The 18,657-nt window shown below is 59.2% G+C and carries 19 protein-coding genes and 1 pseudogene; 8 read left to right on the top strand and 12 right to left on the bottom strand.

What is annotated here, in order from left to right; genetic code table 11:
- The 3 genes from BLP23_RS25700 to BLP23_RS25690 form a co-directional block, all read left to right on the top strand.
- Window positions 1–176 (top strand): cupredoxin domain-containing protein (locus tag BLP23_RS25700; protein WP_233426816.1); only part of this gene is annotated, 176 nt, incomplete at its 5' end.
- A 22-nt stretch (window positions 177–198) separates the two neighbouring features.
- A complete protein-coding gene (locus BLP23_RS25695) occupies window positions 199–486 on the top strand; it encodes a copper-binding protein (RefSeq protein ID WP_092587553.1) in 288 nt (95 codons plus the stop codon).
- Window positions 487–538: 52 nt separating this feature from the next.
- On the top strand, window positions 539–1,000 hold the full coding sequence (locus tag BLP23_RS25690) for a DUF411 domain-containing protein (protein WP_092587552.1): 462 nt from the start codon (window positions 539–541) through the stop codon (window positions 998–1,000).
- 343 nt (window positions 1,001–1,343) lie between these two features.
- On the opposite strand, the gene BLP23_RS25685 is transcribed toward BLP23_RS25690, so the two are convergent.
- The 3 genes from BLP23_RS25685 to msuE form a co-directional block, all read right to left on the bottom strand.
- Complete coding sequence (locus BLP23_RS25685) at window positions 1,344–2,003, bottom strand: peroxiredoxin (RefSeq protein WP_092587551.1); 660 nt, start codon at window positions 2,001–2,003, stop codon at window positions 1,344–1,346.
- A gap of 101 nt (window positions 2,004–2,104) precedes the next feature.
- Window positions 2,105–2,686, bottom strand: a complete 582-nt coding sequence (locus tag BLP23_RS25680) for an RBBP9/YdeN family alpha/beta hydrolase (protein ID WP_092587550.1) — start codon at window positions 2,684–2,686, stop codon at window positions 2,105–2,107.
- Window positions 2,687–2,805: 119 nt separating this feature from the next.
- Entirely contained in the window at window positions 2,806–3,366 is a 561-nt protein-coding gene (msuE, locus tag BLP23_RS25675; protein WP_092587549.1) for an FMN reductase, read from the bottom strand.
- Between the two features lie 81 nt (window positions 3,367–3,447).
- Between msuE and BLP23_RS25670 the strand changes: the two genes are divergently transcribed.
- Complete coding sequence (locus BLP23_RS25670) at window positions 3,448–3,639, top strand: hypothetical protein (protein ID WP_092587548.1); 192 nt, start codon at window positions 3,448–3,450, stop codon at window positions 3,637–3,639.
- Here BLP23_RS25670 and BLP23_RS25665 read toward each other — a convergent pair.
- The 8 genes from BLP23_RS25665 to BLP23_RS25630 all read right to left on the bottom strand — a co-directional run bounded on the left by BLP23_RS25665 (window position 3,636) and on the right by BLP23_RS25630 (window position 12,678).
- Window positions 3,636–4,967, bottom strand: coding sequence for a hemolysin family protein (locus BLP23_RS25665; protein ID WP_092587547.1), 1,332 nt, complete (start codon window positions 4,965–4,967; stop codon window positions 3,636–3,638). The genes BLP23_RS25670 and BLP23_RS25665 overlap by 4 nt on opposite strands.
- A gap of 168 nt (window positions 4,968–5,135) precedes the next feature.
- The gene (locus BLP23_RS25660; RefSeq protein ID WP_208603202.1) at window positions 5,136–5,900 is read right to left on the bottom strand and encodes a FadR/GntR family transcriptional regulator; all 765 of its coding nucleotides are present in this window, start codon (window positions 5,898–5,900) and stop codon (window positions 5,136–5,138) included.
- 24 nt (window positions 5,901–5,924) lie between these two features.
- Window positions 5,925–6,986, bottom strand: coding sequence for a four-carbon acid sugar kinase family protein (locus BLP23_RS25655; protein WP_092587545.1), 1,062 nt, complete (start codon window positions 6,984–6,986; stop codon window positions 5,925–5,927).
- Window positions 6,983–7,975: an ABC transporter ATP-binding protein gene (locus BLP23_RS25650; RefSeq protein WP_092587544.1), complete on the bottom strand. Its 993-nt coding sequence runs from the start codon at window positions 7,973–7,975 to the stop codon at window positions 6,983–6,985. The genes BLP23_RS25655 and BLP23_RS25650 overlap by 4 nt, the downstream gene beginning before the upstream one ends.
- Window positions 7,975–8,979, bottom strand: a complete 1,005-nt coding sequence (locus tag BLP23_RS25645) for an ABC transporter ATP-binding protein (protein WP_092587543.1) — start codon at window positions 8,977–8,979, stop codon at window positions 7,975–7,977. Before BLP23_RS25645 ends, BLP23_RS25650 begins: the two co-directional genes overlap by 1 nt.
- Complete coding sequence (locus tag BLP23_RS25640; RefSeq protein WP_092587542.1) at window positions 8,979–9,938, bottom strand: ABC transporter permease; 960 nt, start codon at window positions 9,936–9,938, stop codon at window positions 8,979–8,981. Before BLP23_RS25640 ends, BLP23_RS25645 begins: the two co-directional genes overlap by 1 nt.
- Before the next feature lie 2 nt (window positions 9,939–9,940).
- Window positions 9,941–10,897 (bottom strand): ABC transporter permease, encoded by a 957-nt coding sequence (locus BLP23_RS25635; RefSeq protein ID WP_092587541.1) that lies wholly within the window; start codon window positions 10,895–10,897, stop codon window positions 9,941–9,943.
- A 134-nt stretch (window positions 10,898–11,031) separates the two neighbouring features.
- Window positions 11,032–12,678, bottom strand: a complete 1,647-nt coding sequence (locus BLP23_RS25630; RefSeq protein ID WP_092587540.1) for an ABC transporter substrate-binding protein — start codon at window positions 12,676–12,678, stop codon at window positions 11,032–11,034.
- A gap of 276 nt (window positions 12,679–12,954) precedes the next feature.
- On the opposite strand from BLP23_RS25630, the gene BLP23_RS25625 reads away from it, so the two are divergent.
- From BLP23_RS25625 to pdxA, 4 genes and pseudogenes are all read left to right on the top strand, one after another.
- Window positions 12,955–13,860 carry a dihydrodipicolinate synthase family protein gene (locus tag BLP23_RS25625; protein WP_092587539.1) on the top strand — a complete coding sequence of 302 codons (906 nt, stop codon included), beginning with the start codon at window positions 12,955–12,957 and terminating at the stop codon, window positions 13,858–13,860.
- A gap of 10 nt (window positions 13,861–13,870) precedes the next feature.
- Window positions 13,871–15,057 (top strand): annotated as a pseudogene (locus BLP23_RS25620) (sialidase family protein).
- A gap of 276 nt (window positions 15,058–15,333) precedes the next feature.
- Entirely contained in the window at window positions 15,334–16,467 is a 1,134-nt protein-coding gene (locus BLP23_RS25615) for an iron-containing alcohol dehydrogenase (RefSeq protein ID WP_092587538.1), read from the top strand.
- 28 nt (window positions 16,468–16,495) lie between these two features.
- The gene (pdxA, locus tag BLP23_RS25610) at window positions 16,496–17,482 is read left to right on the top strand and encodes a 4-hydroxythreonine-4-phosphate dehydrogenase PdxA (protein WP_092587537.1); all 987 of its coding nucleotides are present in this window, start codon (window positions 16,496–16,498) and stop codon (window positions 17,480–17,482) included.
- A 6-nt stretch (window positions 17,483–17,488) separates the two neighbouring features.
- Here the strand turns inward: pdxA and BLP23_RS25605 are convergent, their stop codons facing one another.
- Entirely contained in the window at window positions 17,489–18,652 is a 1,164-nt protein-coding gene (locus tag BLP23_RS25605) for a Gfo/Idh/MocA family protein (protein ID WP_092587536.1), read from the bottom strand.
- Window positions 18,653–18,657 lie beyond the last annotated feature (5 nt).

The following is an 18,657-nucleotide window of genomic DNA, read 5'->3' as shown; positions in this document are numbered from 1 at the left end:
TGGAGAAGTTCCCCGAGATGGAACATGACGATCCAAACTCGATCCGCCTTCCGGCCGGTCAATCCGGCGAGATCGTCTGGAAGTTTACCACCGGTGGCGAGTTCAAGTTCGCCTGCCTGATCCCCGGTCACTACGAGGCCGGCATGCACGGCGACGTCACCGTCGCTGGAAAGTAATCGAAACCAAGGAGACACAGAGATGAGAACTGCAATGATCAAGATCGGCGTAGCGGCCTTGCTCTGCGCCAGCGCGGCCTTCGGCGCCTTCGCCGAGGAATTCACCAAGGGCGTCGTCAACAAGGTCGACGCCAAGGCGAAGAAGGTCACCATCAAGCATGAAGACCTGAAGAGCCTCGACATGCCCGCGATGACCATGGTTTTTCGCGTTGAAGACCCTGCGTTGCTGGAAAAGCTGAAAGAAGGTTCGAACATCGAGTTCGTGGCCCAACGCGTGAATGGCAAGCTGACTGTCACCGAGGTAAAATAGCGGCATCCTGCCGCCCGGATCCCGGGCGGCAGGACAACGAGGAGTGGAGACGATGCACCGGAGAAGCTTTATCGCGATGGCGGCATCCACCCTGGCGTTTCTTGGCGGATGGGCCCGCGCCGCGGCCCCGTCGAAGATGACGGTCTACAAGGACCCGAACTGCGGCTGCTGTCATGAATGGTCGAAGGCGATGGCGGCGGCAGGATTTTCCATCGACGTGCGCGACACCGACGACCTTGCCGCAGTCAAGGCGCGGCTGGGCGTGCCCACCGCCGTGGAGGGATGCCACACTGCCATCGTCGAGGAATACTACCTTGAGGGACATGTTCCGCTTGAGGCCGTTCAGCGCCTGCTGCGCGAGCGGCCGCCGGTCCGAGGGCTGGCCGTGCCGGGCATGCCACCTGGCTCGTTGGGGATGGGCGACGACCCGCAGGCCTCCTATGACGTCTTTGCGATCCCTTCGGGAACCGGCGCACCATACCTATTCATGGAGGTCCGCCCCCGGAAGGTCTGACGCACCGATCGATGGGCCGCGCCGAGCACTCAGGGCAGCCCAGAGCCCAACCGCGAGATCTTGCTTCCAGTCGATGATGCATGAATCCGGTTCGGGCACCGAAACATCGACCGCACGTCAGCAAAGATGATCCATAACGCGCGAGCGGCGCATCGTTGCGTCCACCACCGTCCCTCGCCAGAGTTTATCGAGCGGCTGGCACCGAACGAAACGCTGTGGAAGACGCGGACGAGGGCATGAATGCGGATTTGCAAAGCATCAGGGACAATGGATTGGGCGCGTATCGCCCGCTTCCGCGGTCAATGCGCGCCGATCCTATCTCGTAAAGGCTCCAAGGCGCCAATCAGCCGGCCGGCTGCTTGGTCTTCCTGAGATAAGGAAGAACGGTGTCGAAAGAGCCGAAGCGCGAGATCGCGTCTTCGTTCGAAACCGCAGCCGTGATGATGACGTCTTCCCCTTGCTGCCAGTTTGCAGGTGTCGCCACCTGATGTTTGGCCGTCAATTGAATGGAGTCGATGGCACGCAGGATTTCATTGAAGTTGCGGCCCGTCGTCATCGGATAGGTGAGGATGAGCTTGATCTTCTTGTCGGGGCCGATGACGAAGACAGAGCGCACAGTGGCGTTGTCGGCTGGCGTGCGGCCTTCCGAGCTCTCGCCTGCGCCTGCCGGCAGCATGTCATAGAGCTTGGCGACCTTGAGATCCTTGTCACCGATCAGTGGATAGCCGACATCGAAACCGGTAGCCGTCTTGATGTCGTTCTTCCACTTGCCGTGGCTTTCCACCGGATCGACGGATATGCCGATGATCTTGACACCACGTTTGCTGAACTCCTGTTCGAGCCCGGCCATCGCGCCGAGTTCGGTCGTGCAGACTGGCGTGAAGTTCTTCGGATGCGAAAACAACACCGCCCAACCGTCTGCAATCCACTCATGAAAACGGATCGGTCCCTGCGTCGTCTCGGCGGAGAAATCTGGTGCAATATCGTTGATACGAAGGCTCATGGGTATGTTCCTCTCTCCTGGATCACGGTTGAATTCCATCTCTCGCAAGCGATATACGCTCATCTTAGCCGACAGCAAGCGGCTGCGTTCGGCTGCACGCTTCAAACATTGGTGACTGATAGCGTGCCTTCAACCCGCCGCCGGTGGCGGGTCCGGCTCTTCAACGTTGACAAAAGACCGTACCCGCTCGGCCAGCGCCCGAATCCGCTTGCAACATTGATATGTCCGGCCAATCCGATGTTCCTGAGGTCGGATTTCCAAAGGCACGCAAACATCGTCAACCGCTCAAGGCTTATATAGATATCGTTGAGACTGCCGACGACGATGCTCGCAAAAGGAAGCGCCCTGGTCGGCATCGTGCCGAAGGCGATGTGACCGGGGTGGAGCGCTTCTGTCGAAGGCAGATCGCATGGCGCAACAAGAAGGGCTCCCCTGACGCGCCGAGCCGATGGCCGACCTGCCAGCTGAGCGGCCAAAAGACAACCGAGACTATGGGCGACAATATAGGCATCGTCCTCCTCGGCTAGCGTCTCCTCAAGTCTGCGCATCCAGTCGTGCAAGCGGGGCCGATCCCAATCGTCCTGTTCGACAAGCCGGCTGTCCGGGTGCTCCTTCAACCAATAGTCCTGCCAGTGCCCCTCGCCTGAACCGAAGAGGCCGGGGAGAATGAGTATGCGGCTCATTGCGACACGCCTCTACGTAAGTCAAACCTCGACATGCCGCGGCATTTTATTGCGGCCGCGCACCGGGTTGTCTGCATCGGATCACTCCTTGATTTCGCGAGGACATCAAGCGTCGAACGTTATTCGGCGGCCGCGAGCATCGCGTCTGCGGCGGGAAAGAAAGCTGCAAGTTCGCTCACGACTTCGCCAATCCTCTTGGACAGTGGCTCCGAAGAAACTTTGTAGTCGGCGAAATCGCGATCCGATCCATAGACGGCCGTCGGCAGAGTGTGGGACATGAAGAACCCGAAGAGCGGCCGCAGTTGATGTTCGACCATCAGAGCATGCCGGTCTCCGCCGCCAGTTGCCGTGACGATGATCGGCTTTGCACGCAATTCATCGGGGTCGATGAGGTCGATCAAATGTTTGAACAGACCGGGATAGGATCCCTTGTAAGTCGGCGAGCCGACGATCAAGGCATCAGCGCTGACGATCGCATCGATGACGCCCTTCGCCTGATCGTCCAGGTCCTTTCGCCATAACGCACGGCCGAGCGATGGGCCAACATCGCGCAGGTCATAAACGCTACGCTCGAAGCCATATCTTTGGGCCGCGCGCTCTGCGACGTCCTCAACGAGTGCGTAGGTCTTCGAAGGACGGTTAAAGCTGCCGGCAATTCCGACCAGTCGCAAAGCGGCCATCTGTTTTCCTTTCCGATGTGAATGGTGAAACAGAATATTGTCTATAAATTTAATAGATAAAAGGAATGAGGATTTCCCGCAATGGACGACTGGGAAATTTCTTTCTGCCCGCGACCGACCGGCTTCTATGAACCGCAGGTGCCGGAGCTCCAGATTGTGCAGCGTCTAATCGCCACGAATCGATCTTTGAACCTGACCATGGCAGGCATGATCGGAGTTGCGCTAGAGATTTCAAATGTCGTTGGCAATCGAATTGGCAGCGCGCCTAATTAGATATCCACTCCTTGCGTCGAACTGCGCGTCGCCAGGATCTTATCGATGCGCATACCATCCATATCGATGACCTCGAATCGCCATCCATCGAACTCGAAAACCTCACCGGTCTCCGGGATGTGCTGGAGCTGATGAAGGGCAAAGCCCGCAAGCGTATGGAAATCAGCATCCGGTTTGTTACGCAGGCCCAGTTTTTCGAAAGCGTCGAAGGCCGGCATCATTGCATCAACAAGCAGTGAGCCGTCTTCGCGAACCACGATAGCCGGTTCCTCGTCGGATCCCGGCAATTCCCCGGCGATCGCCTCCAGCAAGTCCGTCTGGGTGACAATCCCCTCCAGACTGCCATACTCGTCGATGACGATAGCGAGGTGGACCGGTGACGCCTTGAAGCTGCTGAGCACGCGAACCACCGAGGTTCCTTCGTGAAGCACCAGCGGCTGCTTGATGACATCCATCGGCCGGATCTTGCCGCCGTCCAAAACCTGATCGAGCAAGTCCTTCTTAAGAACCATCCCGATCGGCTCGTCGATTGAGCCGCGAGCGACGAGAAGCTGTTCGTGCCTGCACTCCCTAATCGTCCTTAGAATTTCTGCCTCGCTGTCGTCGGCGTCGAACCACTCGACGTCGAGACGCGGTGTCATGACGTCGGAGATCGGTCTCTCGCCGATATTGAGGACGCGCTCGACGAGCTGCTGCTGCACCTGGTTGAGAAGACCCGCCTCCTGGCTTTCGGCCACCAGCAACTTCAGCTCTTGCGGAGAATGGAAGGAGGATTCGCCAGTTCCGGGGTGAAGGCCGAAAGCACGAAGCACGAGGTTACCCATACCATTGAGGGCAAATATCGCCGGCTTGAAAAGGATAAGAAAGAACCCGAGCGGCCGGACCACGGCCAATGACGTTCCCTCGCTACGCTGGAGAGCGAGGCTCTTCGGCGCCAGTTCACCAAGCACGATGTGAAGCGCCGTTATGATCACGAACGCAATGACGACTGCGATGGCATGAGAGCCTGTCCTTGCCCAGTCACCGGGCAGCCAGGCCAAGAGCGGCTCGATCAGATGCGCCAGTGCCGGTTCGCCGACCCAGCCCAGAGCGAGCGAAGAGATCGTTATCCCGAGCTGTGTGGCCGCAAGGTTTGCATCGAGATTGTCCACGGCCCGCTGAAGCGCTGAAGCGTTCATGCGTCCGGCGGCCACAAGCTCGGTCACGCGGCTGCGCCTGACGGAAACCAATGCGAATTCGGCAGCCACGAAGAAACCATTGGCGCCCACGAGAAAAAACACGGCAAGAATTCCGACATAATCAAGAATACTGCCATCCTGGCCCGTCATGAGTTGATCGTCCCTAACTGTTGAAGGAAACAATATCGTAGCATGTGCAAGCGCAAACGGGCACGCGCCAATAGAGACTGTTTTGTCTTTTCCATGAGCAGGAGCGCAGACGAAAGTGCCGATCACAGACCGTGGCAGCGACAGACCTCGGTGACAGCGTCGCTGATGCTAAAAGGAAAGGTCGAGAACCCGGCCCTCGAAGAGGCGATCTCGCGATCCTTCGAGATGGGCCTGCATCAGATCCCGGGCGTCGTCTGCCCGGCCGTCGGCAATAGCTCTGTAGATTTCATCGTGTTCCTGAAACACTTTCTGAAGCCCTTGCCGGGGGCCGAGAAGCGACAGTCCATGCAGATGCATACCGACCGCGATATGCGGTTTGAGGGCGTCCATGGAGGCCGTGTAATAGTGATTGTTCGCAGCCTCAGTGACAGCCCGATGGAACAGGAAATCGGCGTCCGTTCGATGAAGCTGGTGGTTCGTCGCCTCACGAAGGTCCGCAAGCGCTGTTGCGATCTTCTCAAGCGCTGCACTGTCGCGGCGTTTGGCGGCGAAGTAGGCCGCCGCGGGCTCGATCGTCAGGCGGAACTCGTAGCAACGCTGAATGTCCGCGATCGTCTTGACAGGCGAGTAAGCCAGTTGCGCGGCAGGCGAACCGTGGGCGCTGACGAAGGTTCCTGCCCCCTGCCGGGCATAAACCATGCCCTGGTCGCGCAAGCGTGCGAGCGCGTCGCGAACGATCGGGCGCGATACGCCGAGCATCGAAGCCAGTTCATGCTCTCCCGGCAAGCGTGAATCAGGAGGATAGTTTCCGACGCGAATACGCTCCAGAAGCTGGTCGAAGACGCGATCGACCAGCTTCACGGCCTTTCCGCGCTCTGGCTTTGCAGCTGGGCCGGTGCCCGCGTTCAAAGATGCGCCATTTGCTTCATCCACGTTCATTCTCCCCGCCGGCATCCGCTACGCCGCCTGATTCCGCACAATCAGTCTTAGCAAACTATCGGGGCTGCCGAAGCCCCCGGACTTTACCGCACAACGCAGATGCCGCCCGTCTGCAGCTGTAACGTCCAACCACGGCACGCCTGCCTCGATTTCACCTTTCGGGACAAGGATGCGGATACCAAGCTCACGAAACACCGCAAGCGCAGTATCGCCACCGCCAACCACCAACATATCCGGCTGCGTATCGTCCATGGCCGATTTTACGCCTTTCGCAAAGCGATGCGCTACGGCTGCAGCATCATCGGCAATTTCGCCGCTACAGCGAAGCAGAGCCGGGAGCGCCAAACCTTCGCCGCATTCCACAGCACCCATCGGTGCGTCGGCGATCATGCGCAGGGCACCGGATGCCTCAAGGCGGTCCATCTGCTTCGCCGTAATCGGATCGCGGGAACCGAAGGCAAAGAGCGTCTTACGGGCCGGCTCAAAGGTTTGGCTTTGCACGCCTGCCTTACCCAGGCGTCTGGCGAGGGCCGCGCCAAGGCCACGCGCGCCGACGGCAAGAACCGAACGCCAGTCATTTTCGCCGGCGATAGAGTCGAGATCAATATCGTCCTTGGCATCTGCAACAGCCACTGTTTGCGAATGGTTGGCAAAAACCTCGGCAACCGGGATCGGATTATCCACACCACGCCCGACGACGCAGCCGCGATAGGTAATGCGCTCCTGATCCGGAATCGCCGGCGCGACCAGAACCGACTTGAAGGCAAATACCTCGGCAAGGGCCGCGCTTTCGGCAGCGACGTTGCCTTTTAACCTGGAATCGATCTTCTTCATGACGATCGCAGGTTCGACGGACACCAAGATCTCCGCTGCGAGCCGCACCCTGTGTGCGGCCGCATCCTCGGCAAGAGCACGCGAGGCTGTGTTGATCACGACGACATCGACGCGCCTCGCAATCGCCTCTTTTGCCGCCTCAACATCAATGGCAACCGCAACCGCAAGCCCTGCCTTTACGAACGGCGTGCCCGTATCGAGCGCCCCGGTCAGATCGTCGGCAATGATGGCGACTTTCAGCGTCATGTCGTCTGTCCCGTATTGACGGCGTGACAGGCAACGAGATGACCGGGTTTTGCTTCCTTCCATTCAGGAACGAGCCTGCTGCAGACATCGATTGCGATCGGGCAGCGGGTGTGGAAGCGGCAGCCGGACGGCGGGTTGAGAGGACTTGGAACGTCACCCTGCAGGATCTGGCGCTTGCGGCTTCGCTCGTGAGAAGGATCGGTTTCCGGCACGGCCGAAAGCAGCGCCTTCGTATAGGGATGCAACGGATTGCCGAACAGCTCTTCGCGGCTGGCAAGCTCGGCAAGCCGGCCAAGATACATGACGCCGACGCGCGTGCTGATATGGCGGACGACCGCCAGGTCATGCGCGATGAACAGATAGGTTAGGCTGTATTTTTCCTGTAGGTCGAGCAGCAGATTGATGATCTGTGCCTGGATCGAGACGTCGAGCGCTGAGATTGCCTCGTCGCAGACGATGAATTTCGGCTGGCAGGCAAGCGCACGCGCGATGACGACGCGCTGGCGCTGGCCGCCTGAAAGCTCATGCGGATAGCGCTGCGCAAAGCGCGCCGGCAGCCCAACATCACTCAGGAGGGTTGCGACCTTGTCCTTGATCTCGGCCTTAGCGCACAATTTGTGAAAGAGGATCGGCTCGCCGATCGCCTCGCCGATCGTCATACGCGGATTGAGCGTCGAATAGGGATCTTGAAAGACGATCTGCAGGTCGCGGCGGAATGGCCGCATTTCCTTTTCGCCAAGCCTCGACAGATCCTGCCCCTTATAGACAACCTTGCCGCTCGTCGCCTTGTAGAGATTGAGGATCGTGAAACCGGTCGTCGATTTGCCGCAACCGGATTCCCCGACAAGGCTTAAGGTCTCGCCTTCCATGATATCCAGATTGACGTTGTCGAGCGCATAGACGGTTGCCGAGCGCTCGCCGAAAGCGCCGAGCTTGACGTAGAAGTGCTTGACCAGGTTTTCGACCTTAAGAAGCGGTTCAGCGCCCATCACGCAGCCTCCTGCATTTTCTGCACGACAAAACATGCGGCGCGGTGGTTGGCGGCTCCAGCCAAAGGTTCAAGCTTCGGAACGCGCTCGTGGCAGATCGTCTCGACAAGCGGACAGCGCGGGGCAAACGGACACCCTTTCGCACGGCGGCCGGGCTCAGGCGGTGTTCCTCCGATCGAACTTAGACGGCTCGCAGGCGGGTCCGAGAGCTTAGGGATCGACGCAAGCAGCCCGCGCGTATAAGGATGGCTCGGCCGGGCATAGAGCTCATCGACCGGCGCAACTTCGACGACGGTGCCTGCATAAAGCACGGCCACGCGATCGACGAGACCTGCAATCAGCGCCAGATCGTGCGTGATCCACACGACCGACATGCCAAGCTTGGCCCGCAGTTCCTTCACGAGATCGACGATCTGGGCCTGGATCGTGACGTCGAGCGCCGTGGTCGGCTCGTCGGCAATCAGTAGCTTCGGATTGCAGGCAAGGCCGATTGCGATCATCACGCGCTGGCGCATGCCGCCGGAAAGCTCATGCGGGTAGGCCATCAGGCGTTCCTCAGGGCCGGGAATACCGACCAGTCGCAGGAGTTCGACCGCCCGCAGGCGGGCATCTGCCTTACTCATCTTGCGATGATAGATCAGCGGTTCGCAGATCTGGTCGCCGACGCGCATCACCGGATTGAGCGAGGTCATCGGATCCTGGAAGACGAAGCCGATGTCACCACCGCGCACCTTCCGCAAATCGGCGTTCGACATCGTCTGCAGATCGCGCCCGTCGAAATGTGCCGTGCCCCTGGCGACCTTGATCTTGTTGGGCAGGAGCCGCATCAGGCTCAGCATCGTCAAGCTCTTGCCGCAACCGGACTCGCCGACGACGCCGAGCGTTTCGCCCTTGTTGACGTAAAGATCGATGCCATCGACCACGACGGCGGTACCCCGGCGTGTCTCGATCTCGACGGTGAGGTCGCGTACGTCCAGAAGGCGTTCAATGGTGGTCGTATTCATTACTTGCTGCCCCGCGGATTGAGCGCGTCATTGAGACCGTCGCCCAGGAAGCTGAAAGCAACCGAGGCAAGGCCAAGCACCGCCGCCGGCGCGGCAAGTAGGTGCGGATAATGCTGCCAAACGCGCAGGCCATCCGAGATCATGTTGCCCCAGCTGGGAGTGGGCGGATTGACGCCGACACCGAGGAAACTGAAGGCGCTTTCAAGCACCATCGCCGTACCGAGGCCGGCGCTGACGGAAACGATCAGCGGACCGAGCGCATTCGGAATGACGTAGCGCTTGATGACGATCCAGTTCGAAAGGCCGAGCGCCTGCGCCGCCGTGATATAGGGCCGGCTGCGGATCGACAGGACCTGGGCGCGGACGAGACGGGCGTAAGGCGGCCAGGCGATTAGGGCCATTGACCCGAAAACCAGGATGAAATCCACCCAAACCGTCTGACGATAAAAAGGATTGAGCGTCTCCAGGTAGCGGGCCTCCATCCAGTTGGTGATCGGCGATTTCAGCGAAGCGTTGATGACGACGACCAGCAGCAGGTTCGGCACGGACATGGTGACATCGGTCAGCCACATGATGAGGCGATCGAACGGATCGCCGAAGAAGCCAGCAACAGCGCCGAGGGTCAGTCCGATCAGAACGGCGACGAGCGTGACGATCACGGCGACGAGAAAGGCAGTGCGCGTGCCGTAGACGACGCGGCTGAAGACATCCCGGCCAAGATCATCGGTGCCGAATAGATGTGTCAGCGAGGGCACGGCATTGCGTGCCTCAAGGTCCTGGCCCAGGTAGTCATAGGGCGTAAGGTATGGTCCGAAGACCGCTGCGAAGGCCAGCACAAGGACAACCGCGAGGCCGAAAAGGGCAAGCCTGTTGCGCTTCAGGCGGAACCAGGCATCGCGCCACAGGCTGACTGGCGCTTCTTCGTCGGTCTCGAAGGTCGAGAGGGGGACGGCGGACATTGTCAGCGGCTCCTTCTTGCATCGTTGGCGCGTGGATCAAGCAGCGGATAGAGAACATCGACCAGAAGGTTCGAGACCATGACCAGGAAGGATCCGATGAGCGTGATCGCCAGGATGACGGGATAATCGGAATTCGTGAGCGCCTGCACGGTCAGGCGGCCGAGACCGGGTAGGCCGAAGACCAGTTCGACGAAGATCGCGCCGTTGACGATGGTGATCATGATGAGTCCGAGCTGGGTGACGACCGGGGTCAGCACCGGGCGCAGGATATGCCTGAGAGCGACGACGATTTCCGGCACGCCCTTGGCGCGTGCCGTGCGTACAAAGTCTTCCGACAGCACTTCAATGACTGCCGCACGCGTCTGGCGTACGATAAGCGCAATCGGCTGAAAGGACAAAACTATCAGGGGCAGCAGGATGCGGACATCAAAGATACCGCCCCAGCCGTAGGGAACCTTGATCATCGGCAAGAAGGCGATCAATCCGACCATGAGCAGCGGTCCGGCGACATAGGCAGGAATCGCCCATAAAAACAGGGCCGAGCCGAGGATCGTATAGTCGAGCTTGGAATTCTGATTGAGCGCTGCGATCATGCCGAGCGGGATGGCGACGACCGCTGTCAAGATGATCGAACACAGCGCCAGTTTGAAGGAGACGGGAGCGGCTGCGGAAACCATCGCCCAGACCGAGCGGCCCGAGGTCAGCGAATTGCCGAACTGGCCATGCAGCAGGTTCCAGATGTAAAAGCCGAACTGCTCGATGAATGGTTTGTTGAGGCCGGCGCTCTCTCGAATGGCTTCGATACGCTGCGGATTATAGGCGACGTCGCCCGGTGCACGAAGAAAGATCAGCTTGATCGGATCGCCGGCACCGTAAAATGCCATCGCATAAACGGCCATCATCACGACAAGGACGGACGGAATCCAGATGGCAAACCGCGTTAACACGTAGCGAAACAAAGCCACCTCCACCTGTTGTTCGGCACGGTTTTCACGGGAGCGCCGCGGACAACCGCGCCTTCTGCTTGAACATGCGCGAAGGCCTTACGGTCTTCGCGCCGTTGCTGTTCTGCTACCAAGAACGGCGAAAGCCGTCATGCCTGGCCGATCGAAATGTCCCATGGCGCAACGACTTGCCAGTCCAGGTTCTTCTCCATGCCCTTGACGTCCTTCGTCGCCCAGCGGGACATCGCCTGAGAATACCATGGAATGAATGCCCAATCGTCGCGGAACGCCTTTTGAGCCTCCTGCGCCAGTTTCACGCGCTGCGGGTCGTCGGCGGCCTTGGTCGCGGCTTCGGCAAGCAGGCTGTCCACCTTGTCGTTCTTGTAGCCCCCGAGCTTGTTCTGGGCGTTCGAGGAGGTGGAGGCGATGGAACCGGCAAGATAGGAAACGGCATCCGGGACGCGCGTGCCGACATCGTCGCGGAAAATCTGAACCGAGTTCTGGTCGGGGCCGGCATAGGCGTCCTGTTGCGGCTTCATGTCGACTGCGGTAATGCCGAGGTTCTGGCGCCACTGTTCTGCGATGAACTGGGCAGCCGCCTGGATTGCGGGCGCCGAGACGCCGACGAACATAATCTTCGGTAGCCGCTCGGGACCACCATAGCTCGATTCAGCAAGCAGCTTCTTTGCGCCTTCCGGATCAAAAGGATAGGGTTCGAAGCCGGAGCCGTCCGCACCAGGCACGGAATTCAGGATCTGGTCTGCCTTCTTGTGCGGCCCATCCGGATAAGACGCCTTAAAAAGACCGTCGCGGTCAACCGCCATGATCAGTGCCTGGCGCACTTTTGGATCGTTCATCGGTGCACGCGAGGTGTTGAACCAGAAGTGCTGGCTCGTAGGAATGATCGGGCCTGCCGAAAACTCCGGGCCGAGATCCTGGATAATCGTCGAGGTGACGAGTTCCGTGTGGACGTTGTATTCACCGGAATTGATGAGCGAAGTCGCCGTCACGTTGTCTTCGATCGAGCTGATCTCGATGCGAGCAAGCTTCGGCTTCGGACCGAAGAAATTCTCGTTCGGCTCAAATGTCAGGGTCCCAGCGTCGATGTCGATGCCCGTCAGCTTGAAAGGACCCGAATAGACGGCATTATTGTCCGGCTTATACCAGTCGGCAATCTCCTCGCCGTCGCCGCCTCTCGACTGGGACGCCTTGGTCACCGGAATGATATGGTTTGCCAGGCGCATGAAGAAAATCGGGTCAGCTTGCGTGAGCGTAACGGTGACGGTTCCTTCATCCGGCGTTGCAACCCCGGTAAGCTCAGTACCGGAACCGGCTCCGATCTCTTTGTAGCCTTGCACCTTGCTCAGCACCTGGTCGGCGCGCTGGCTCTTGGTGTTCGGCATCGAGGCCACTTCCCATGAACCCTTCACATCCGCCGAGGTGATCTTGCTGCCGTCGGAAAAAACAGCCTTGGGATCGATCTTGAAGGTCCAGACCTTGTTGTCGGACGATTCCCAGCTCGTAAATACATAAGGCTGCAACTTGCCTTCTGTGTCGAAATACATCGGCGATGCCCACCAGAAAGAATTCCAGCGGAAGGTTCTGCCGCCGCCGCGCAGTGGCGACCAATCCTGGTCGAAAGCCGGATTGATGGCTTTCAGAACCTGACCTTCCTCGGCCATGACAACACGTGCGCTCATGCCGAACATCGTCAGGCCGACGCCTGCCGCGAGGCCGAGCTTCAGCGCATCACGCCGCGAAATTTGTGAGGCAGTCTGGTTCTCGCGAATTGTCATCTGCTCCTCCCATGAGCATTCAATGCGCCCTCGACCTCCCCGAGCCAGCGCGATGGAATGAGCCGCAGAGTTGCGCGACAATGTAAATCTGTCAATATAAAATTCAGATTCTGGGCTTCAAAATTCTTGATGTGATTTTTTATGACGTTATAACAGTAGCTTACTATTGAGGAAGCAGCAAGGCGCAGCTTGTAAGATTGACAACAACTTATCCTATGGACGAAAACAATGGGGAAAAAAGCATGAAGGCGCCGTCGCTTCTGCGAGGAGGAAGAAATGAGCAATCACAAAATCACAGGCGTCTTCAGCGCCGCAACCACTCCTCTCAACGCTGACGGCAGCCCGGATCTTGGCCTTTTCACCGAGCATTGCCAACGTCTGCTTTCGGAGGGATGTCACGGCGTGGCGCTTCTCGGCACGACGGGCGAAGCGAACTCATTCTCGATCGCCGAACGGCGCACGATTCTTGAAGCGGCCCTGAACGCCGGCATTCCGGCCGAAAACCTTCTGCCGGGGACGGGCGTTGCCGCCATTCCCGAAACCATCGAGCTCACCAATCATGCGCTTTCGCTCGGAGTGACCAAGGTCGTCATGTTGCCTCCCTTTTACTACAAGGGCGTATCTGACGATGGCCTCTTCAATGCTTATCTGCAGATTCTGAGCCGAGTCAACGACAGTCGCCTGCGCGTCATTCTCTATCATATCCCGCAGGTCTCAGGCATTCCGATCTCGATCCCATTGATCGGCAGACTAGTCGACGCCTTCCCCGAAACCGTGATTGGAATCAAAGAATCGGCAGGCGATTTCAATAACATGCAGGCAATCATCGCCGCTCATCCTGGCTTTTCGGTGCTTTGCGGCGCAGACCCATTGCTGCTGCCTTTGTTGAAGGCAGGTGGTGCCGGCTGTATTACCGCCACGTCCAATTTGGTCGCCTCTTCGCTCCGCGCCGTCTATGACCATGTTCACGACGCGACACGCGCGGCAGAGGTCGATGCGGCGCAACATCGCATCAATGCCTATCGCACGCTTTCGAATTCCTATGTGCAGATCCCGGCGATCAAGGCGATGGTCGGCCTCAAGACGGGCGACAGCGCGTGGAAACGCACGCGTCCGCCACTGGTAGCGCTCAATGACGCCGAGTATGCGGCTTTGTCCGAAAGCTACGCGCAGTTGCCATAAGGAGAACCTCATGAACTTGACAGCTTTGCCGCCGGAAAAGGTCCCCGCATTGATGACCGGCCTCATCGAGCCGAATTCCGCTCACGCTGGCCGCGCCGACGCCTACCTCCCCTCGCCATGCATCCAAAATCATGCCGCTAACCTCGCTTTTCTCCCCGACGGGACCTTGAGCTGCGTCTGGTTCGGCGGCACGATGGAGGGCATGGGTGACATATCGGTTTACATGTCGAAGCTCGCCGCAGGCTCCACGCAATGGTCAGAGCCGCAGAAACTTTCAGACGATCCTTCAAGATCAGAGCAGAACCCTTTGATTTTCAATGCTTCTGACCGGGCCGTCTGGCTGCTTTACACATCGCAGACTTCCGGCGATCAGGATGGCGCGGTTGTCAAATGCCGAGTATCCGACGACGACGGAAAAACCTTCGGGCCGGTCCGGCTTCTTTGCGATCTGCCGGAACCTTCGTGCGGCAACCGATCGTGGCCAACTCCAAAGGAGACTGGCTCTTGCCGGCATTCCGTTGCGTCAGTCTGCCGGGCCAACGCTGGAGTGGCGATGCTGACACCGCAGGCGTGCTGATTTCCCGTGATCAGGGAATGTCCTGGACGATGACCGACGTTCCCGACAGCCTCGGCGCAGTCCATATGAACATTCTGGCACTTGGCAAGGGCCGGATGATAGCCTTCTTCCGCAACCGTTTTTCAAAGAACGTCCTGTCGGCTGCGTCCGAAGACGACGGCGAAAGCTGGTCTCGTCCACGCCCCATCAACCTGCCGAACAACAACTCGTCCATCCAGGCCGTTTTGCTGAAGGACGGCAGGATTGCAATGGCTTACAACCACAGCAATATCGAGACTTCCAATGCGCGACGCCGATCGCTTTACGACGAGATCGAAAGCGATCAGATAAAAATGGGCGCCCCTGCGGCGGTGACACCGGGCCGCAAGGCAGTATGGGGCGTGCCGCGCGCGCCTCTCAGCCTTGCCGTATCGAACGATGGCGGCGCAAACTTCGATCGCGTCGTCGATCTCGATACCGGCGATGGCTATTGCCTGAGCAACAATTCCAAGGATTCGCTCAATCGCGAATTCTCCTATCCCTCAATCGTTGAAGGCCCGGACGGAACACTGCACATCGCCTATACCTATTATCGTCGGGCAATCAAATATGTCCGGCTTCCGACCGAGGCACTCGGCTAGCCATCGTCGATTATTGACAAATATACGTTCGAACCGGCAGGGAGTGCTTTTCAATGGCGCCAGCACGGCTGCCTGGGCCGATGGCGTTCATCATTATATAATAAAATCAATATGATATATGCTTTTCTGCGCTCGTTTTTCGATTCTTCCCATCCAGATTTTTCATGATTTTTCGAGTGTGTCCGAGCATTTTTCTTGCCAGAAACCCACAGCTCATATAACAACTTTACATCACCGACGGCGATCGGCCGTTTCTGTCAGGGAGGAGCCGCTTTCATGGCCAGTCTGGGTTCGCCTATCACGACCATCAGGCCGAACATCATCGAGTTCGGCATCGGCACGGCTGGCAAACTCGGTAAATGGGCCGGGAAGAACGGCTACCGCCGCACGCTCGTGATTTCGGATGCCTTCAACGCTTCACGCGTCGATGCCCTCGCGATCCAAGGCGAGGTTGCAGTGTTTGGCGATGTCACACCGGAACCCGACATCAGTAATCTCGACAGGGTGCTCAGTGCTGCCGTCGCCGCCCGTGCGGAACTCATCGTCGGCTTCGGCGGCGGCAGCGCCATGGATCTTGCCAAGCTCGCCTCCGTGCTCGCCGGTTCGCCGCAAAGCCTGCGAGAGGTCGTTGGACCGAACAAGGTTCAGGGGCCGCGCAAAGTGGCTCTCGCACAAGTGCCTACGACATCTGGAACCGGCAGCGAGGCGGGCATCCGCGCGCTGGTGACCGATCCTGAAACGATGTCGAAACTTGCCGTCGAAAGCGTCCATATGCTTGCCGATATCGCCGTCATCGACCCGGCGCTGACCTTTACCGTTCCGCCCCGCACGACGGCTGCGACCGGTGTGGATGCAATGGCCCATTGCGTTGAGGCCTTTACCAACCGCAAGGCGCATCCGATGATCGATATCTACGCGATAGAAGGCACGCGGCTCGTTGGCAAATATCTGGCGCGCGCCGTCAGGGACGGCGCCGATGCAGAAGCGCGCGCTGGCTTATCACTTGCCTCCCTTTATGGCGGATTTTGCCTCGGACCGGTCAATACGGCGGGCGGTCACGCCCTCGCCTATCCGCTCGGCACTCGCTGGCATGTCGCGCATGGCGCTGCAAACGCATTGATCTTCCCGCATGTGCTGGCCTTCAACACACCCTCCGTTCCCGCGAAGACCAAGGCCGTCATGGAAGCTCTCGGCCACCCCGCTTCAGATGAGGTCAAATCCGTCTTCGCAGCCGCCTATGAGTTCTGCGCCGAACTCGGCATCGAGATGAAGCTGTCGGGTTTGGGTGTGCCGGAAAGCGGCCTCGACCAGATGGCCAACGATGCCTTTGCCATCCGCCGCCTGCTCGATAATAATCCGCGCGATCTGACACGCGACGACATCCGCTCGATCTATGGAGCCGCCTTTTAGGCCGGCCCTTTCAAAGGGAACTTGACTGATGGTCAAAAATGCAAAAGTCGCAGTCACGCTCGGCGATCCGGCAGGCGTTGGCCCGGAAGTCATTGTCAAGGCGCTTGCGGCAATGCCACGACAAGAGCGCCGCGATTTCGTGATCGTCGGCAACAGCAAAGCACTGGAGCGCGCCTGCCGCACGACCGGCATCGACCTGCGCTTCGGGTCATCTGCATCGGAAGACGGATCAACCATTGCCGTCGACGAGGTGGCGCTTGACGGCAGCCTTCCCGAAATCGGCAAAGTCAGTCCCATCGCAGGCGACGCTTGCGTTCGCTACATCAGCCGCGCCGTCGAGCTTGCGATGTCGGGCGATGCGGACGTCATCGTCACCGCGCCGATCAACAAGGAGGCAATGAACCTTGCCGGACATCACTTCGACGGACACACGGGCCTGCTTGCGCATCTGACGGGCTCGAAGAGTTCGTTCATGCTGCTTGCCTCTGACCGCCTCAACACGATCCATGTTTCGACACATGTCTCGCTGCGGGGCGCCATAGAGCGCGCCAAGACGGACCGCGTCGTTGCAACGATCGAAGCTGGCCATAACCACTTTGTCCGCCTTGGCAAGAAACCGCGGATCGCCGTTGCCGGCATCAACCCGCATTGCGGCGAAAACGGCCTCTTCGGCACGGAGGACATGGAGTTCCTCACGCCTGCGGTCGAACTGGCTCGGGCCAAGGGCATTGACGTGGTTGGCCCGATTTCGGCCGATACCGTCTTTGCGCGTGCCTATAACGGCGCCTTCGATCTGGTGATTGCCCAGTATCACGACCAGGGACACATTCCGATCAAGCTCGTCGCCTTCGAAACTGCAGTCAATGTGTCGCTCGGCCTTCCGATCGACCGGGTCTCCGTCGATCACGGCACGGCATTCGATATTGCTGGCACCGGAAAGGCAAACCACGCCAACATGCTTTCGGCGATTGCCTATGCGCAGCTGATGGCGCGTTCACCCCGCCAGCGCGCATAGTCAACGCTACAGATAGTCTACCCACACGCCGCCGGCGTCGGCAGAGCGCACGCAATTTTCCACCCAGCGCACGCCCTCGAGCCCCGCATCGATCCCCGGAAACGCCAGGCCTTCGATGCCGTCGGGCGCAAGACCGTGCTCCTTGCTAATGGCGAATCCGAAGCGTCGGTAGAGGTTTGCCCAGGCCTCAAAGAGGCCTTCTGGATGGCCGCCGCCGATGCGGTCGTCGATCCTTGCTTCGGGGTAGAGATAGCCCATGCCACGTTCCAAAATGCGCGCCGGCTCTCCCTGAACCTCGTAGGAAAGCTGGTTCGGCCGCTCGTCCCACCATTCGATGCTCGCCTTTTCGCCGACAATGCGCACCTTCTGTCCGTGCATGGAGCCCGCATTGACGGCGCTCGACCAGACGGTGGCGATAGCACCGTTGTCGTATTCCATCAGCGTAACGGCGTTGTCTTCAAGGGGCGCACGGCTTTTGACAAAGCTCTGCCGGGCGCACATCAACCGCTTGATCGTCAAATGCGGCAGGATCACCTCCGAGATATAGAGCGGGTGGGTTCCAACATCGCCGAGCACATAGCTCGGGCCTGCGGTTGTCGGATCGACGCGCCAACGCGTGGAAGGGTTCTGATCCTCGACCGGCGCGCTGTGAAAACCATGAGCAAATTGCAGATTGACGATGCGGATCTCGCCGAGATCGCCGTTTTTCACCATAGCTCGCGCCTGCTCGATCATCTGATGACCGGCATAACCATAGGTGACGCCGACGATCTTATGACGCGCCTGCGACAGCGCCTTCAGCTCTTGCGCTTCCGAAACGGTGAAACAGAGCGGCTTTTCGCAAATGACATGCAGTCCGTGTTCGAGGGCCGCCTTGCAAATCGCAAAATGGGTGTTGTTCGGCGTGGCGACCGACACCGCCTCGATGCCATCGGGACGTTCAGCCTCTGCGGCGAACATCGCCGCGTACTGCCGATAGCTGCGAGCCTCATCAAGGCCGAGCTCAACCCCGAAAGCGCGGCCACGCTCCGGATCGATATCAAATGCACCGGCCACGAGTTCGAACGTGCTGTCCCTTAGCGCTGCCGAGCGGTGGATATAGCCGATCTGGCTGCCACGTCCGCCGCCCACCATGCCCCAGCGGATCGGCTTTGTCTTGCTTGCTGACATGTTCA

The sequence above is a fragment of the Rhizobium mongolense subsp. loessense genome (assembly GCF_900099775.1).
GTDB classification, from domain to species: domain Bacteria; phylum Pseudomonadota; class Alphaproteobacteria; order Rhizobiales; family Rhizobiaceae; genus Rhizobium; species Rhizobium loessense.
Note: the sequence above shows the minus strand (reverse complement) of the source record. Positions and strands in the feature narration are given on the sequence as shown.

Coding starts and splice junctions, on each gene's coding strand:
- BLP23_RS25695 (WP_092587553.1), top strand. CDS start 199: ATGAGAACTGCAATGATCAAGATCGGCGTAGCGGCCTTGCTCTGCGCC.
- BLP23_RS25690 (WP_092587552.1), top strand. CDS start 539: ATGCACCGGAGAAGCTTTATCGCGATGGCGGCATCCACCCTGGCGTTT.
- BLP23_RS25685 (WP_092587551.1), bottom strand. CDS start 2,003: ATGAGCCTTCGTATCAACGATATTGCACCAGATTTCTCCGCCGAGACG.
- BLP23_RS25680 (WP_092587550.1), bottom strand. CDS start 2,686: ATGAGCCGCATACTCATTCTCCCCGGCCTCTTCGGTTCAGGCGAGGGG.
- msuE (WP_092587549.1), bottom strand. CDS start 3,366: ATGGCCGCTTTGCGACTGGTCGGAATTGCCGGCAGCTTTAACCGTCCT.
- BLP23_RS25670 (WP_092587548.1), top strand. CDS start 3,448: ATGGACGACTGGGAAATTTCTTTCTGCCCGCGACCGACCGGCTTCTAT.
- BLP23_RS25665 (WP_092587547.1), bottom strand. CDS start 4,967: ATGACGGGCCAGGATGGCAGTATTCTTGATTATGTCGGAATTCTTGCC.
- BLP23_RS25655 (WP_092587545.1), bottom strand. CDS start 6,986: ATGACGCTGAAAGTCGCCATCATTGCCGACGATCTGACCGGGGCGCTC.
- BLP23_RS25650 (WP_092587544.1), bottom strand. CDS start 7,975: ATGGGCGCTGAACCGCTTCTTAAGGTCGAAAACCTGGTCAAGCACTTC.
- BLP23_RS25645 (WP_092587543.1), bottom strand. CDS start 8,979: ATGAATACGACCACCATTGAACGCCTTCTGGACGTACGCGACCTCACC.
- BLP23_RS25640 (WP_092587542.1), bottom strand. CDS start 9,938: ATGTCCGCCGTCCCCCTCTCGACCTTCGAGACCGACGAAGAAGCGCCA.
- BLP23_RS25630 (WP_092587540.1), bottom strand. CDS start 12,678: ATGACAATTCGCGAGAACCAGACTGCCTCACAAATTTCGCGGCGTGAT.
- BLP23_RS25625 (WP_092587539.1), top strand. CDS start 12,955: ATGAGCAATCACAAAATCACAGGCGTCTTCAGCGCCGCAACCACTCCT.
- BLP23_RS25615 (WP_092587538.1), top strand. CDS start 15,334: ATGGCCAGTCTGGGTTCGCCTATCACGACCATCAGGCCGAACATCATC.
- pdxA (WP_092587537.1), top strand. CDS start 16,496: ATGGTCAAAAATGCAAAAGTCGCAGTCACGCTCGGCGATCCGGCAGGC.
- BLP23_RS25605 (WP_092587536.1), bottom strand. CDS start 18,652: ATGTCAGCAAGCAAGACAAAGCCGATCCGCTGGGGCATGGTGGGCGGC.